The sequence below is a fragment of the Curtobacterium sp. MR_MD2014 genome, assembly GCF_000772085.1.
In the GTDB taxonomy this organism is placed as follows: Bacteria; Actinomycetota; Actinomycetes; order Actinomycetales; family Microbacteriaceae; genus Curtobacterium.
This window is the reverse complement of the sequence record NZ_CP009755.1, coordinates 1,540,807-1,555,139: the sequence shown is the minus strand read 5'-3', so window position 1 is coordinate 1,555,139 and position 14,333 is coordinate 1,540,807. Positions and strand designations below refer to the sequence as shown.

Annotated in this window: 9 protein-coding genes; 3 read left to right on the top strand and 6 right to left on the bottom strand. The window is 71.4% G+C overall.

All coding sequences use genetic code 11. The features are described from left to right. Positions 1–41: 41 nt before the first annotated feature. On the top strand, positions 42–1,538 hold the full coding sequence (gene sucB / locus NI26_RS07145; protein WP_066654044.1) for a 2-oxoglutarate dehydrogenase, E2 component, dihydrolipoamide succinyltransferase: 1,497 nt from the start codon (positions 42–44) through the stop codon (positions 1,536–1,538). A 146-nt stretch (positions 1,539–1,684) separates the two neighbouring features. On the opposite strand, the gene NI26_RS07140 is transcribed toward sucB, so the two are convergent. Then, on the bottom strand, positions 1,685–2,623 hold the full coding sequence (locus NI26_RS07140; RefSeq protein ID WP_144411288.1) for a hypothetical protein: 939 nt from the start codon (positions 2,621–2,623) through the stop codon (positions 1,685–1,687). Between the two features lie 127 nt (positions 2,624–2,750). On the opposite strand from NI26_RS07140, the gene NI26_RS07135 reads away from it, so the two are divergent. Then, a complete protein-coding gene (locus NI26_RS07135) occupies positions 2,751–3,464 on the top strand; it encodes a DUF4191 family protein (RefSeq protein ID WP_058728606.1) in 714 nt (237 codons plus the stop codon). A 361-nt stretch (positions 3,465–3,825) separates the two neighbouring features. On the opposite strand, the gene NI26_RS07130 is transcribed toward NI26_RS07135, so the two are convergent. Next, positions 3,826–4,296, bottom strand: a complete 471-nt coding sequence (locus NI26_RS07130; protein WP_066654040.1) for an RDD family protein — start codon at positions 4,294–4,296, stop codon at positions 3,826–3,828. A gap of 141 nt (positions 4,297–4,437) precedes the next feature. Between NI26_RS07130 and glnA the strand changes: the two genes are divergently transcribed. After that, positions 4,438–5,862, top strand: a complete 1,425-nt coding sequence (gene glnA / locus NI26_RS07125; protein WP_066654038.1) for a type I glutamate--ammonia ligase — start codon at positions 4,438–4,440, stop codon at positions 5,860–5,862. A 383-nt stretch (positions 5,863–6,245) separates the two neighbouring features. On the opposite strand, the gene NI26_RS07120 is transcribed toward glnA, so the two are convergent. The 4 genes from NI26_RS07120 to NI26_RS07105 all read right to left on the bottom strand — a co-directional run bounded on the left by NI26_RS07120 (position 6,246) and on the right by NI26_RS07105 (position 14,329). Continuing rightward, on the bottom strand, positions 6,246–7,670 hold the full coding sequence (locus NI26_RS07120; protein ID WP_066654036.1) for a UDP-glucose dehydrogenase family protein: 1,425 nt from the start codon (positions 7,668–7,670) through the stop codon (positions 6,246–6,248). Then, positions 7,667–9,256: a glycoside hydrolase family 26 protein gene (locus NI26_RS07115; RefSeq protein WP_066654034.1), complete on the bottom strand. Its 1,590-nt coding sequence runs from the start codon at positions 9,254–9,256 to the stop codon at positions 7,667–7,669. Before NI26_RS07115 ends, NI26_RS07120 begins: the two co-directional genes overlap by 4 nt. Next, positions 9,249–10,853: a glycosyltransferase family 2 protein gene (locus NI26_RS07110; protein ID WP_066654032.1), complete on the bottom strand. Its 1,605-nt coding sequence runs from the start codon at positions 10,851–10,853 to the stop codon at positions 9,249–9,251. Before NI26_RS07110 ends, NI26_RS07115 begins: the two co-directional genes overlap by 8 nt. 503 nt (positions 10,854–11,356) lie before the next feature. Further along, a complete protein-coding gene (locus NI26_RS07105; protein WP_066654030.1) occupies positions 11,357–14,329 on the bottom strand; it encodes a bifunctional [glutamine synthetase] adenylyltransferase/[glutamine synthetase]-adenylyl-L-tyrosine phosphorylase in 2,973 nt (990 codons plus the stop codon). Positions 14,330–14,333 lie beyond the last annotated feature (4 nt).

Below are 14,333 nucleotides of genomic sequence, written 5' to 3'. Positions count from 1 at the left end.
ACAACCACCACCACAGCAACCCGCGAACAGGAGCCCACCCGATGAGCGAATCCGTCAACCTCCCGGCGCTCGGCGAGAGCGTCACCGAGGGCACGGTCACCCGATGGCTGAAGAACGTCGGTGACCGCGTCGAGGTCGACGAGCCGCTGCTCGAGGTCTCGACCGACAAGGTCGACACCGAGATCCCGTCGCCGATCGCCGGCGTCGTCGAGGAGATCCTCGTCCAGGAGGACGAGACCGTCGAGGTCGGCACCGCGCTGGTGAAGATCGGCGACGGGTCCGGATCGGACTCCGGTTCGTCGGACGACCAGGGTGCGGACCAGGACGCCGCAGCCGCCGAGGAGAGCGAGCCCGAGACGGCTCCGAGCACCGAGCAGGGCGAGGAGCAGAAGGCTCCGGAGCCGCAGCAGGCCGAGCCGGCGCCCGGTGGCCAGACGCAGCCCGCCGCCCCGCAGGCACCGTCGGCTCCGCCCGTCCCGCAGGCCGCTCCGGTCCCGCCGCCCGCCGCCGTGCCGGCAGCGGTCCCCGCGCCCGCCGCAGCTCCGGCTCCGGCCGCTGCTCCGGCGCCGGCCGCATCCGGCTCGACCGCGTCGGCATCGGTGCCGAACCCGAACCAGGACGCGTCGGCCTCCGGCTACGTCACCCCGCTGGTGCGCAAGCTCGCCAACGAGCAGGGCGTCGACCTGTCGACGGTCTCCGGCTCCGGGGTCGGTGGCCGCATCCGCAAGGAGGACGTGCTCGCCGCCGCCGCGAAGGCGTCGTCCGCCGGTTCGTCGGCTCCGGCCGCCGCGGCGTCCGGCCCGTTCGTGGCCGAGACCTCGCCGCTCCGCGGCACGCGCGAGAAGATGACGCGCCTCCGCAAGGTGGTCGCCGAGCGCGCCGTGCAGTCGATGACCTCGACCGCACAGCTCACCAGCGTCGTCGAGGTCGACGTCACGAAGGTCGCGCAGTTCCGCGACGCGAACAAGGCCGAGTTCCTCGAGAAGACCGGTTCGAAGCTCAGCTTCATGCCGTTCTTCGCCCTCGCGGCGTCCGAGGCGCTCAAGGCCCACCCGAAGATCAACTCCACGGTCGAGGGCGACGAGATCGTCTACCCGGACCACGAGAACGTGTCGATCGCGGTGGACACCGAGCGCGGCCTGCTCACCCCGGTGATCAAGGACGCGTCGGGGCTCTCGCTCGCCGACTTCTCGAAGGCGATCGCGGACCTGGCCGAGCGCACGCGCAACAACCAGCTCAAGCCGGACGAGCTCGCAGGTGGCACCTTCACGCTGACCAACACCGGTTCGCGCGGCGCGCTGTTCGACACCCCCGTGGTGTTCCTGCCGCAGTCCGCGATCCTCGGCACGGGCATCGTCACCAAGCGTCCGGCGGTCGTGAAGGTCGACGGGCAGGAGGCGATCGCCGTCCGTTCGTTCGTCTACCTCGCACTGTCGTACGACCACCGGATCATCGACGGCGCCGACGCGTCGCGGTACCTCGTCGCGGTGAAGAACCGCCTCGAGGAGGGCAACTTCGGCCCGAACCTCGGCTACTGAGTCGTCGCTCCGATCCGCACCGGACGGCCCCGGTCCCCTGGTGGGACCGGGGCCGTCCGGCGTTCCACCGGGAGCGGCGGAGCCGGCCCGGTGCGTCGCGGGCCGGGGCGGTCCGGCGATCCTGCGGCCGCGGACGCGGGGCACGGTCAGCGCAGACCGGTCGCTGCGGTCACGAGACCACCCGCGACCACCGTGCCGACGAGGACGTGCCGGACCGGCACTCGGCGCTCCCGTCCCAGGGGGATCCCCCGCTCGACCAGGTCACGCACCACCCGGGCGACCGAGCCGATCGCGTCCGTGGTGTCGTCCGGCAGACGCCCGACGCCGACGGGCTCCTCGTCGGGGAAGGCCAGGCCCGGTCTGCTCCAGCGCACGGGTCGGGGTGGCGCGACTCCGACGACGATGTCGAGCGCGTCCGAGATCGTCCGAGCGTCCCCGTCCCGCGCGGCGTCGAGGACCGGGTCGAGCGTGCTGCGGGCGGGAGACCGCGCGTCGACACGGTCCCACACGGAACGGGCGGCGGTCACGAGCTGGCGGGCGCCGTCGAGGTCACGGGGAGACGGGAGCGGGTGCGCCGGCGGCGTGCACGCGACCCGCGAGGAGGCTGCCGCTGCCTCGGCCCGAGCGACCGGCGTCGACCGGGACAGGGCTCTGGTGGCAGGAGCCGTCGCCCGGGCGTCCGCACCGGGATCGGCCGACGTGCGTGTCGTGCAGGCGACCGACGCCCCGGGAGGACGGTCTTCGACGACGATTGCTCCCGCTTCGTCGACGCGCACGGCGCCGAAGGGGACGGCGCCGAGCACGACCGCACCCGATCGTGCCCGCGCAGCGAGTTCGAGCAGGGGCACCGTCAGGGTGACCGCCACGCCCTCGGTCGGCGTCCCGAGTGCCTCCAGTGCGTCCTCGAGCGCGCGGGTCGACGGGTCGAGGACCTCGGCGGCGAGGTGGCCCTGCGGGCACCTGCCGACCCGGGTCACCGGAACGAGGTGCGGGCCGGCGCCGGCGGCGCGGTCGGCGACCCACCCCGAGAAGTCGGCGGGGTCCTGTGCACCGCACCACCGTCTGCTGCCCGCTGTCGTCGTCATGGTGACGAGCTTCACGGACGCCGGACGGGCCCCCCGGCCGGCGTGCGGTACCTGTGGACGGCGACGTTCGCCCACAGCCTGGGCACCAGCGGTCTGCGAGCGATGGTCGAGGCCGTATCCTGGTCGCATGGCACGCAGCACTCCCCAAGCAACGACGGCGAAGGAGCCGGGTCGTCTCAAGCAGATGTACCAGGTCTTCACCATGACCCGTCGGGCCGACCCGAAGTCCGTCTGGTGGTTCCTGCTGGCGTTCGTCGGCCCCGTCGTCGCGGGTGTCCTGCTCGCGCTGCTCCTGCCGGGCCAGAACTGGCTCGCGATCACGCTGTGGATCGTGGCCGGCGTGCTGCTCGGTGTGCTGCTCTTCCTCATCGTCCTCGGTCGGCTGGCGGAGCGTGCCGCCTACTCGCAGATCGCCGGGCAGCCGGGCGCCGTCGGCGCCGTGCTCTCGAACTCGCTCCGCCGCCAGTGGCGATCGAGCGAGATGCCCGTCGCCGTGCACGGCCGGTCCCAGGCCGCCGTCTACCGCGCGGTCGGCACCCCGGGTGTGGTCCTCATCACCGAGGGGCAGCGGGGCAACCTCAAGCGCCAGGTGGACGAGGAGCGCCGCAAGGTCCAGCGGATCGTCCCGAACGTCCCCGTGCACGTGGTCCACGTCGACGACGACGAGGACGGCGTGACGCTGCACAAGCTCCCGCGGGCGATGAACAAGTACAAGAAGGCGCTCAACCGCAACGAGGTCCTGGCGGTCGCGAACCGTCTGGACTCCCTCACGCACAGCCCGGCGGCCGCGATCCCCAAGGGCATGGACCCGATGCGTGCGCGCGCCGGGCGTCCGCGCTGATCGTCTCCCCCGCGCTCCGAGCGACGACGCCCCCGACCGTGCCAGGTCGGGGGCGTCGCTGCGTGCGAGGCGCGTGCTCCTCGTGACTGTGGTCTCGTCGGAGCGCCGAGCTTGCCGGTGGTGCTGACAGGCAGAACGACACCGCCGCTGTCGTACGACAGCGATCTCGTCGTTCTCCCCCCGCCGCCGGGCGACCGCGGGCTGAACGACACCGCCGCTGTCGTGCGACAACGATCTCGTCGCTCCGCCCGTACCCGCCGGACCCGCGGGCAGAACGACACCGCCGCTGTCGTACGACGTCGACGATGTCGTTGCGCGTCGTTCGCACGCCACCGGCTCCGCGCGCGTCCGGCCGCGCCGGTCAGCGCCGGACGAGCACCGTCCCCGCGATGCGGTCGTGCGCACCACGGCTGTCACGGTCGATGATGAGCGCCGGGACGACCAGGCAGAGCAGCACGGTACGGACGACCGGTCGCCACACCCCGACGTAGCCGCCGCGGATCGGGACGACCCGCAGGCCGACGCACACGTGACCGAAGGAGCCCGAGAGCGTGCAGATGAACAGGACCTGCAGCACCGCGAAGATCGCGAGCTGGATCCACGTGTGCGCGATGTCGCCGGATCCCTCGAGCGGCGACCACACGCCGGTGACGTACGCCACGAGGTCGGCCAGGATGCCGTCGATGAGCAGCCCGACGACCCGGCGACCGATGCGGCCGACGCTGCGCGGCCCGTCCTCGGGGAGCCCGAGGTCCTTGCCCGGCCACCCGTCCGGGTGCTCCCCACCGGGGTGTGCGGACGACGCCGAGGGCGGGGTGGTGCTGCGGGCCATGCTCCAAGGGTAGGCGACTCCGTGCCCGTAACACGCACGAAACAATGCAGTCATGTCCGGGAAACCCGGTGTCAATAGCCTCGTCGGAGGGTGCACCCGCGGCACCTCCGACATCACCTACCCCCCAGGAGATCGACACACATGTTCACCGATTCCTCCGAGGTGCTCGCCTTCATCAAGGACACGGACGTCAAGTTCCTCGACATCCGCTTCACGGACCTGCCCGGTGTCCAGCAGCACTTCAACATCCCGGCGTCGACGGTCGACGAGGACTTCTTCTCGGTCGGACAGCTCTTCGACGGCTCCTCGATCCGCGGCTTCGCGTCGATCCACGAGTCGGACATGCAGCTCATCCCGGACGTGACGACGGCGTACATCGACCAGTTCCGCGCCGAGCGCACGCTGATCATGATCTTCGACATCTACAACCCGCGGAACGGCGAGATCTACGGCCGCGACCCGCGCCAGGTGGCGAAGAAGGCCGAGAAGTACCTCGCATCGACGGGCATCGCGGACACCGCGTTCTTCGCGCCCGAGGCCGAGTTCTACATCTTCGACGACGTCCGCTACTCGGTGACCCAGAACAAGTCGTTCTACTCGGTCGACTCGGAAGAGGGCGCCTGGAACACCGGCCGCGAGGAAGAGGGCGGCAACCTCGCCAACAAGACCCCCTACAAGGGCGGGTACTTCCCGGTCTCCCCCGTCGACAAGACGGCCGACCTGCGCGACGACATCACGCTCAAGCTGATCGAGGCGGGCTTCGAGCTCGAGCGCTCGCACCACGAGGTGGGCACCGGCGGCCAGCAGGAGATCAACTACAAGTTCGACACGATGGTCCACGCCGCGGACGACATCCTGAAGTTCAAGTACATCGTCAAGAACACGGCCGACCAGTGGGGCAAGGTCGCCACGTTCATGCCGAAGCCGCTGTTCGGCGACAACGGCTCGGGCATGCACACCCACCAGTCGCTCTGGAGCGACGGCAAGCCGCTGTTCTACGACGAGAACGGCTACGGCGGCCTCTCGGACGTCGCGCGCTGGTACATCGGTGGCATCCTGAAGCACGCCCCGGCGCTGCTCGCCTTCACGAACCCGTCGATCAACTCCTACCACCGTCTGGTCAAGGGGTTCGAGGCTCCGGTCAACCTGGTCTACTCGGCCGGCAACCGCTCCGCCGCGATCCGCATCCCGATCACGGGCACGAACCCGAAGGCGAAGCGCATCGAGTTCCGCGCGCCGGACGCCTCGGGCAACCCGTACCTCGCCTTCGCGGCGCAGCTGATGGCCGGCCTCGACGGCATCCAGAACCGCATCGAGCCGCACGAGCCGGTGGACAAGGACCTCTACGAGCTCCCGCCGGAGGAGGCCAAGGGCATCCCGCAGGTGCCGGGCTCCCTCGATGAGGCGCTCGAGGCGCTCGAGGCGGACCACGAGTTCCTCACGAAGGGCAACGTCTTCACCGAGGACCTCATCCAGACGTGGATCGACTACAAGCGTGAGAACGAGATCCTCCCGCTCGCGCAGCGTCCGCACCCGTTCGAGTACGAGCTGTACTTCGGCGTCTGATCCTCGCTGACACCACGAAGGCCCCGCTCCGGTTCCGGTGCGGGGCCTTCTGCGTGCGGGGCGCGTCGTGCCGTCGTGGTGACCGCCTGGAGGCCCGGTGCCGGTCCGGCGGACCGACACCGGGCCTCCAGACAGTCGCCTGCTGTGCGCCCGTTCCTTCCCATGACGCGCGCGATGGCGGGCGGGAACGGGCGTACCTGGTCGGAACGAACCACCTGGTACGCCCGGAAGGACCAGCCACGCCCGGAAGGACCTGGTACGCCCGGAAGGACCAGGCGCGCCCGGAAGGAGCAGGTACGCCCGGAAGGACCAGGTACGCCCGGACGCACAGGAGCGGGGTCCCTGCCGCCCCCGGCACGGACCCCGCTCCTGCACGGTGACGACTAGCGCGCTGCGGCCAGCACGTCGTTCGACCCCGCCGCCACGCTCACGGCCGAGCTCGCGACCGGTGTGGGCCGCCCCAGGGAGCGGACGGACCACCCGGCCTCGACCCAGTCGGCGACCGGGAGGCAGTTGCGGGCGTCGATGACGGTGCGACGGCCGACGATGCCGCCGAGCGACGCCGGCGACGCCTGCACGATCTCGTCCCACTCCGTCAGGACGAGCACCACGTCCGCACCCTCGACCGCGTCCTCCTTCGTCGCCGCGTAGGACAGCGTCGGGAAGGAGCGACGAGCGGTCTCGTTCGCCTCCGGGTCCCACAGCGTGACCTGCGCGCCGCGGAGGTGCAGCGCCGCAGCGACGTTGAGCGCCGGCGAGTCCCGGACGTCGTCGGTGAGGGGCTTGAACGCGGCTCCGACCACGGCCACGCGGCGGTTCAGCACGGAACCCCCGAGCGCCTCGATCGTCATGTCGATGACCCGTTCGCGCTGCCCCATGTTGATCTCGTCGACCTGCTGCATCAGTCCGACGACCCGACCGGCGCCGATCTCGTTCGCACGGTGCATGAGCGCACGGATGTCCTTCGGCAGGCAGCCGCCGCCGAAGCCGAGCCCGGCGTTCAGGAACTTGCGCCCGATGCGGACGTCGTGCCCGAGAGCGTCGGCGAGCGTGGTGACGTCGGCACCGGTGATGGCGCACATCTCGGAGATCGCGTTGATGAAGGAGATCTTCGTCGCGAGGAACGCGTTCGCGCTGACCTTCACGAGCTCGGCGGTCGCGAGGTCCGTCGTGATGACCGGCGTGCCCTCGGCGATCGGTGCCGCGTAGACCTCGCGGATCACCGCGTCCGCCGCCGCCGACGCGCCGCCCCAGACCAGACGGTCGGGGTGCAAGGTGTCGTCGACGGCCTTGCCCTCGCGGAGGAACTCCGGGTTCCAGACGAGCTCCGCCTGGATGCCGGACGGGCTGAACTCGCGGACGATCCCGCGCAGTCGCTCCGCCGTCCCGACGGGCACCGTGGACTTGCCGACGATGAGCCCCGGGTGGGTGAGGTGCTCCGCGACACCGCGGGTGGCGGCCTCGACGTAGGTCAGGTTCGCAGCGTGCGACCCGGCCTTCTGCGGCGTCCCGACGCAGACGAAGTGGACGTCCGCGGCGGCGACGGCCTCGGCCAGGTCGGCGGTGAACCGGAGCTTCCCGGTGGCGACGTGCTTCGTGATGAGCTCGGGCAGGCCGGGCTCGTAGAACGGCACCTCGCCGGCGGACAGGGCGGCGAGCTTCGCGGGGTCGACGTCCACGCCGATGGTCTCGAAGCCCATCTCGGCCATGGCGGCCGCGTGGGTGGCGCCGAGGTATCCGGTGCCGATGACACTGATGACGGGAGCCGGCCGCACGTCGGCGGCGTCGGTCTTCTTCTGAGCGGTCACTGCTTGACCTCCTGCAGGTCGTAGTCGGTGTCGGTGCGGGCGATGCCCTCGGCGAAGGTCGCCAGGCTGTCGGCGCGGGAGTCGAGGCGCCAGTCGTTCGTGGTGCGGGCGCCGTCGACGATGGTGGTGGCCACCTGGCTGAAGTACGCGAAGCCGATGACGTCGCGGTTGGCGGGGTCGGCGAGGGCGTCGAAGAGCGAGTCGATCCACTGCGACTTCTGGCTGTCCGAGACGCTGCCGCCGGTCTCGGTGGCGCCGATCTCGTTGAGCAGGACGTGCTTGCCCGGCGCGACCTGCCGGAGCTGCGCGAGGGTCGCTCCGAAGGTGTTCTGGAACGTGGGCTGCTCGGTGGCCGTGCGGTAGTAGCCGCTCATGCCGACCCAGTCGACGTAGTCGGCGCCCGGGTAGTACTGCCGCATGTAGTCGAGCGTCTGGTACTTCGGGTTGCCGAGCTTGTCGATGCGCGACGGCGACCAGTTCCAGATGACGTAGTCGTTCGCTCCGTTGGCCTGGAAGACGTCGTGCACGTGCTGCCACATGGCGACGTACGACCCCGGCGCGTTCTGCTGCTTCGACCCCTCGGACCAGTTGTACCACTGGCCGTTCATCTCGTGGTCGAGGCGGATGACGACGGGCATCCCGTTCGCCTTCAGCGCCCTTGCGTAGGACGCGAGGTAGTCGTCGAACTTCCCGGAGACGATGTCCTGGTTCGTGTAGCCCTCGACGTACGGCTGGTCGTTCCCGGTCTTCGCGGGCACGGTCTCCCACGTCATCATCGGCAGGCGGCCGTTCGCCCACGACCGCTGGACGGCGCTGGCATTGAAGTCCTGGTCGAACCCCTGGAAGTAGCCCACCATGTTCGTGGCCCGGCCGACCTCCTGCGAGACGCGGTCGTACTCGGCCCAGTTGAAGGGCGACTGCGTCGTGTAGAGCCCGTACCAGCGGGACTGCTGACCGAGGATCTGCGCCTTGGTCGGGGTCGTGATCGGTTCGGACGCGACCGGGTCCTTCGACGGGCCCGCGGTCCCGCCGCTCCCGCCCGTCCCGTCGGAGGCGCCCGAGCCCGAGCCCGAGCCCGCGCCCGAGCCGGAGCCGGAGCCCCCGCCCGAGCCGGCGCCGGAGTCGGAGGCGCCGGCGGCGGTCCCCGCAGCGCTCCCGCTCGGACCGGACCCACCCGAGGAACCCGCCGGGCCCGACCCGCCGGCGGACGCCTTGCCGCTGCTCGTCGCAGCGCCGAGGTCGGACTGCAGCGAGGCGATCTGCGCCTTCAGGCGGGTGATCTCCTCGGCCCGCGACCCGGCCTGCGCTCCCGAGGAGTCGAGCTTGCCCTCGAGCTTCCAGATGGTCTGCTGCGCCGCGTCGAGCTTCGCGCTGAGTTCGGCGGCTGTGGGCTGCTTCGCCTTCGGCGGGGTGACGCCGAGGGCGGTCTGCACCGCGCTCGACACCGGGCCGGCCGGCGACACCCACACGGTCCAGGTGATCAGGCCGAGCACCAGGACGATCGCGACCGTGCCGATCGCGGTGCGACGGGCGTGCTTGCTCGACTGGGCCCACCACGTGCTGGTGGAACGGATGAGGTCAGACAATGAGGAACGCCTCCAGTGCGAGGATCGCGCACCCGATGAGGTACGGGATCGCGGCGTACGGGTTGCGACGGCGGGCCTTCGCCGACGCCGGACGGACAGGCGCGGCGGGGGCCGCAACGGCCGCCGCCGCCGATCGCCGGGTGGCGAGGACCGTCGCGGTCGAGTTGGTCGTGGCGTCGGCGCCGAAGAGCTCGTCGAACGCGCGGTCGGCCGCGGCCTGGTCGCCGACGTCGACCCGGGACCGGGCGACGTCGGTGCGGTCCGCCGGTGGCAGCCCGGCGTCGACCGGGCTGACCGGCGTGCCGGTGGCGGTCGGCTGGACGGCGGCCGCCGGGTCCTCCTCCATCGGACCACCGGCGTACGCCCCGGCGCGGGTCCCCCACCCGGACGCGTGCGCCAGGCGGAAGAAGCCGATGAGCCGGATCGGCATGAGGAAGAACGTCGACACGATGATGAACATCGGCAGCCGGAAGAAGTCGCTCGGCTTCTCGGCGAGGTGGCGCATCTGGCGGACCGCCATGCTCAGCACGCTGGAGACGACCATGAGCCCAGCGACGTAGACGAAGCCCGTCGAGAAGCCGTACTGCTGCAGGATGCCCTGGTACAGGTTCTCGCCCTGCCCGGTCACCGCGCGGTAGATCCAGCCGGCGATCACGCCGAAGAGCATGAACGGCAGGATGATGTCGGTGAGGAAGAACACCGCCAGGATCGGCGCGTGACCGAGCATCCACGGGAGCATGCGCAGCGTGTTGTACTGCGAGCCGCGGGCCCAGCGCAGTTGCTGCTTGAACAGCTTCTTCACCTGCAGCGGTGCGTCCGTGTAGACCAGCGACGTGTACTGGTAGACGGTCCGGTAGCCCTCCTTGAGGGTCAGGTTCGTCAGGGTGCGGTCGTCGGACACCTCGAGGAAGACACCCATGAACTCCTCGTGCATGAACCGGTCCATGACACGGGCGAGGATGTTCCGGCGGAAGGCTATGGTGCGCCCGGGCAGGCACCCGATCTGGCCGAGCACGCTCTGCGCCGGCATCGAGTAGAGCGCCCGCGAGTTCTCGAGCCAGTCGGCCCACCGGGTGATCCACGAGCGCGTCGGCTCGAGGATGCGCTGGCGGGTGGTGACCCCGCCGACGGACTCGTCGGCGAAGGGCTTGAGCAGCTCGGAGAGCGTCCCCGGGGTCCACACCGTGTCCGAGTCGACGAGCACGGTGATGTCGCCCGTCGACATCTCGGTGCCGACCTTGACGGCGTTGCGCTTGCCCGGGATCGGCGTGTGGGTCCAGCGGACGAGCGGGGCGAACTCGTCGCAGACCTGCTCCAGCGCCTCGTTCCTCGCGCCGTTGATGACGACGATGATCTCGCCCGGCCCCTGCTCGACCATGCGGCCGATCACGTCACGGAAGAGGTCGATCGGCTCGTCGACGACGGGGACGACCACGCTGGTCGTCCCGACGAAGGTGCCGGTGTAGGGGCGGTAGCGGGCGGACAGGACGACCTTGAGCAGCCAGAGCAACCAGATCACCGCGGAGTACACGGCGAACAGGTAGAACTCGGGGTGCCCTTCGACCATCTGCCGGATCTGCAGAATGAAGGTGAACATCGATCCCTGCTTCAACGTTCGAGGTGGGGATTCCGCTTCATCGAGGAACCGTGGGCGGTTCGGGTGAGCCCATTGAGGCAGAAGCTGGGTGCCACCGCAACGCGACCCCTGTCCGGGGGTGTTTCCAGGAGGTCACGGGGTACAACGCAGTCCCCCTCGCGGCAGACCGCGGCTGTCCGCACTGCTGCTGACAGCAGGAATGTGGACCGGTCCACCGCCGCCCGGCGCGCAACAGCAGCCGATGACGGCCCGGGAGGCGCGGCTCACCAGTGCAGGAAACCCCAGGTCGAAGGGCACGTACCCCCGTCCGGGGGGTGTCTGGTCGGGGCCGCTGCTGCCCCGGTCCGCAGCCCCCGATCACGGTCCGGTCACGACGGGTGGGCCCGTGCCGGTCGGGGTACAGAGCGGCAGCCGTCGGGGGACGGCGGACGACATCAGGAATTCATCGACGACGACGTGTCACGTTCCCCCGCGGACGTCGGTCCGGGCGTGTCGCCCCACCCTCAGGCGCCGTAGAACTCCCGCTCGAAGACCTGGCGAGCGCGCCGTGTGACGCCGAGGTAGTCGTCCTCGAGCCGGGACGCCGATCCGGGCGGGTACTCCATCAGGCGCGCGATGCCCTCGAGCTGCACCCGGTCGACGGGCAGCACGTCGGTCGTCTTCCCGGACCAGAGGACGAGGGCGCTCCGGGTGCGGGACGCGAAGCGCCAGGCGGCGCCGAGGCGGTCGGCGTCCTCCGCCGCGACGAGCCCGGCGGCGGTGGCGGCGTCGAGCGCCTCGAGCGTCGAGGTGGTCCGCAGCCCGGGCACCGTCGTCGCGTGCTGCAGCTGCAGCAGCTGCACGAACCACTCCACGTCGCTGAGGGACCCGCGGCCGAGCTTCAGGTGCCGCGCTGGGTCGGCTCCGCGTGGCAGCCGCTCGGACTCGACGCGGGCCTTGATGCGCCGGACCTCGCGGACCGCCTGCTCGTCGATGTGCTCCGGGTACCGGGTCCGGTCCGCCAGGTGCTCGAAGTCCCGCAGGAGTCCGTCGTCGCCGACGGCACCACGGGCCCGGAGGAGCGCCTGCGCCTCCCACGTCAACGACCACCGGGCGTAGTACGCGCCGTACGACTCGAGCGTCCGCACCACCGGTCCGTTCTTCCCCTCCGGACGCAGGTCGATGTCGAGCTCGAACGGGTGGATGGCGTCGTCGGTCAGCCGCGACAGCTCACGGACGATGCGCTGCGCCGCCCGCGAGGCCTGCTCCGACTCGAGGCCCTCCGGCGCCCGGTACACGTAGAGCACGTCGGCGTCGGACCCGAAGCCGAGCTCCCGGCCACCGAAGCGTCCCATCGCGACGATGCCGAACGCGAGGCCCTCGGGAGCGTCGCGCCGCGCGAGGGTGAGCGCTCCGGTCAGGGTCGCCTCGGAGACGTCGGACAGCGCCGGACCGAGTGCGTCCACGTCGAGGTGGCCCAGCACTGCGGCCATGCCGAGCCGGAGCGTCTCGCGACGTCGGGCGGACCGGACGAGGGCGGCGGCACCGTCGACGTCGTCACCGTGTCGGGCGGTCGTCGCGGCGTGTTCGGCGAGCAGGGACGCCAGCGGTCGGGGCCGGAGGAGCGTCTCCGGTTCGTCGAGCCACGCGACCGCTTCGGGGAAGCGCTCGAGCAACCCGGCGAGGAACGCCGACTCGGACAGCACGGTCGTCAGGGAGTGCGCGGCGCCCGACGAGTCGCGGAGCATGCGGAGGAACCAGCTCGACTCCCCCAGCGTGTCGCTGAGGCGCCGGAACGCCAGGAGCGCCCGGTCCGGAGCCGGCCCCTCGGCCATCCACCGCAGGAGCACGGGGAGCAGGTTGCGCTGGATCGCGGCCCGCCGGCTCGTGCCCTGCGTGAGCGCGCGGATGTGGCCGAGCGCGCCCGAGGGGTCCGCGAAGCCGATCGCGCCGAGGCGGTCGGCCGCCTGGTCGTTCGTCAGGACGATGTCACCGTCGGTCGCGGCCACCGCCGAGAGCAGCGGTCGGTAGAAGAGCCGCTCGTGGAGCCCGCGGACCTCGAGCTTCACGCCGCGCCACCGCTGCTCGAGCGCCGACGCCGAGGTCGCGAGCCCGGTCGAGCGTGCGAGCACCCGGAGCTCGTCCTCGTCGGAGGGCATGAGGTGCGTGCGCTGCAGTCGTCGGAGCTGGATGCGGTGCTCGAGGAGGCGCAGCAGGGCGTAGTCGGGGCCGAAGCGTGCGGCCTCGGGTCGGCCCACGTACCCGGCGGCGGCCAGGGCGTCCATCGCCTCGAGCGTCGAGCGGACCCGCACGGTGTCGTCGTCGCGGCCGTGCACGAGCTGCAGGAGCTGCACGGTGAACTCGACGTCACGCAGCCCGCCCGGCCCGAGCTTGATCTGCCGGTCGACCTCGTCGTCCGGGATGTGCTCGGTGACGCGTTCCCGCATCCGCTGCACCGACTCGACGAACCCGGGCCGGCCGGCGGAACTCCAGACGAACGGGGCGACCGCTGCGGCGTAGCGCTCCCCCAGGTCCCGACTGCCGGCGATCGGCCGCGCCTTGAGCAGCGCCTGGAACTCCCACCCCTTCGCCCAGCGCTCGTAGTACGCCACGTGCGAGTCGAGCGTCCGGACGAGCGCGCCGTCCTTGCCCTCCGGCCGCAGGTTGGCGTCGACCTCCCACAGTGCCGGTTCGGCCGCGAGGTCGGTGATGGCGTGCGTCGCCGCGATCGCCAGCCGCGTCGCGATGAGGACGGCGCGGTCGGTTCCGACGCCGGAGCCGGTCTCGTCGTCACGGGTCGACTCGGTGACGAAGATGACGTCGACGTCGCTGACGTAGTTGAGCTCGCGTGCGCCGGCCTTCCCCATGCCGATCACGGCGAGCGGGGTGGCCTCGACGTCGGCGGCGGGGAACGGGACCTCGCGCCGGGCGACGGCGACCGCCGCCTCGAGCGCCGCGCCGGCCAGGTCGGCGAGCCCCGCGGCGACCGCCGGGAACGCCTCGGTCGGGGCGGGGTGCAGCACGTCGAACAGGGCGATCTGCGCCAGGTGCCGCCGGTAGCGCACCCGCAGCCGGAGGCGGGCGTCCTCACCGGTGGCGTCCGCGACCGCGTCGGCCAGCGACTCCGTGTACGCCTCCTGCGACCACGGCGGGGTGACCGGCTCGAGCAGCAGCGCGATCTCCGCCGGACGACGGTGGAGGAACTCCCCGAGCCCCGTCGACGCACCGAGCAACCGGACGAGCCGCTCGGTGGCCGCCCGGTCCGCCAGGACCGGCCGCAGCTCGTCCGGCGCACGCTCGAGGAGCCGCTCGAGCAGCCGGAGCGCACCGTCGGGATCGGCCGTGGACTCCCACAGGGCCGGGGCGTCGGCGACCGGCACCCGTAGGTCGGGGCCGAACCGGGCCTCCAGGCCGGCGATCCGCTCCAGGCTCTCCGACAGCTCCGCGAAGCCCAGGCGGGCCATCTCGGAACGGGACGTCTTCGTCCGACCGGTCATGGGT

Coding starts and splice junctions, on each gene's coding strand:
- NI26_RS07105 (WP_066654030.1), bottom strand. CDS start 14,329: ATGACCGGTCGGACGAAGACGTCCCGTTCCGAGATGGCCCGCCTGGGC.
- NI26_RS07140 (WP_144411288.1), bottom strand. CDS start 2,623: ATGACGACGACAGCGGGCAGCAGACGGTGGTGCGGTGCACAGGACCCC.
- NI26_RS07110 (WP_066654032.1), bottom strand. CDS start 10,853: ATGTTCACCTTCATTCTGCAGATCCGGCAGATGGTCGAAGGGCACCCC.
- NI26_RS07135 (WP_058728606.1), top strand. CDS start 2,751: ATGGCACGCAGCACTCCCCAAGCAACGACGGCGAAGGAGCCGGGTCGT.
- NI26_RS07130 (WP_066654040.1), bottom strand. CDS start 4,296: ATGGCCCGCAGCACCACCCCGCCCTCGGCGTCGTCCGCACACCCCGGT.
- glnA (WP_066654038.1), top strand. CDS start 4,438: ATGTTCACCGATTCCTCCGAGGTGCTCGCCTTCATCAAGGACACGGAC.
- sucB (WP_066654044.1), top strand. CDS start 42: ATGAGCGAATCCGTCAACCTCCCGGCGCTCGGCGAGAGCGTCACCGAG.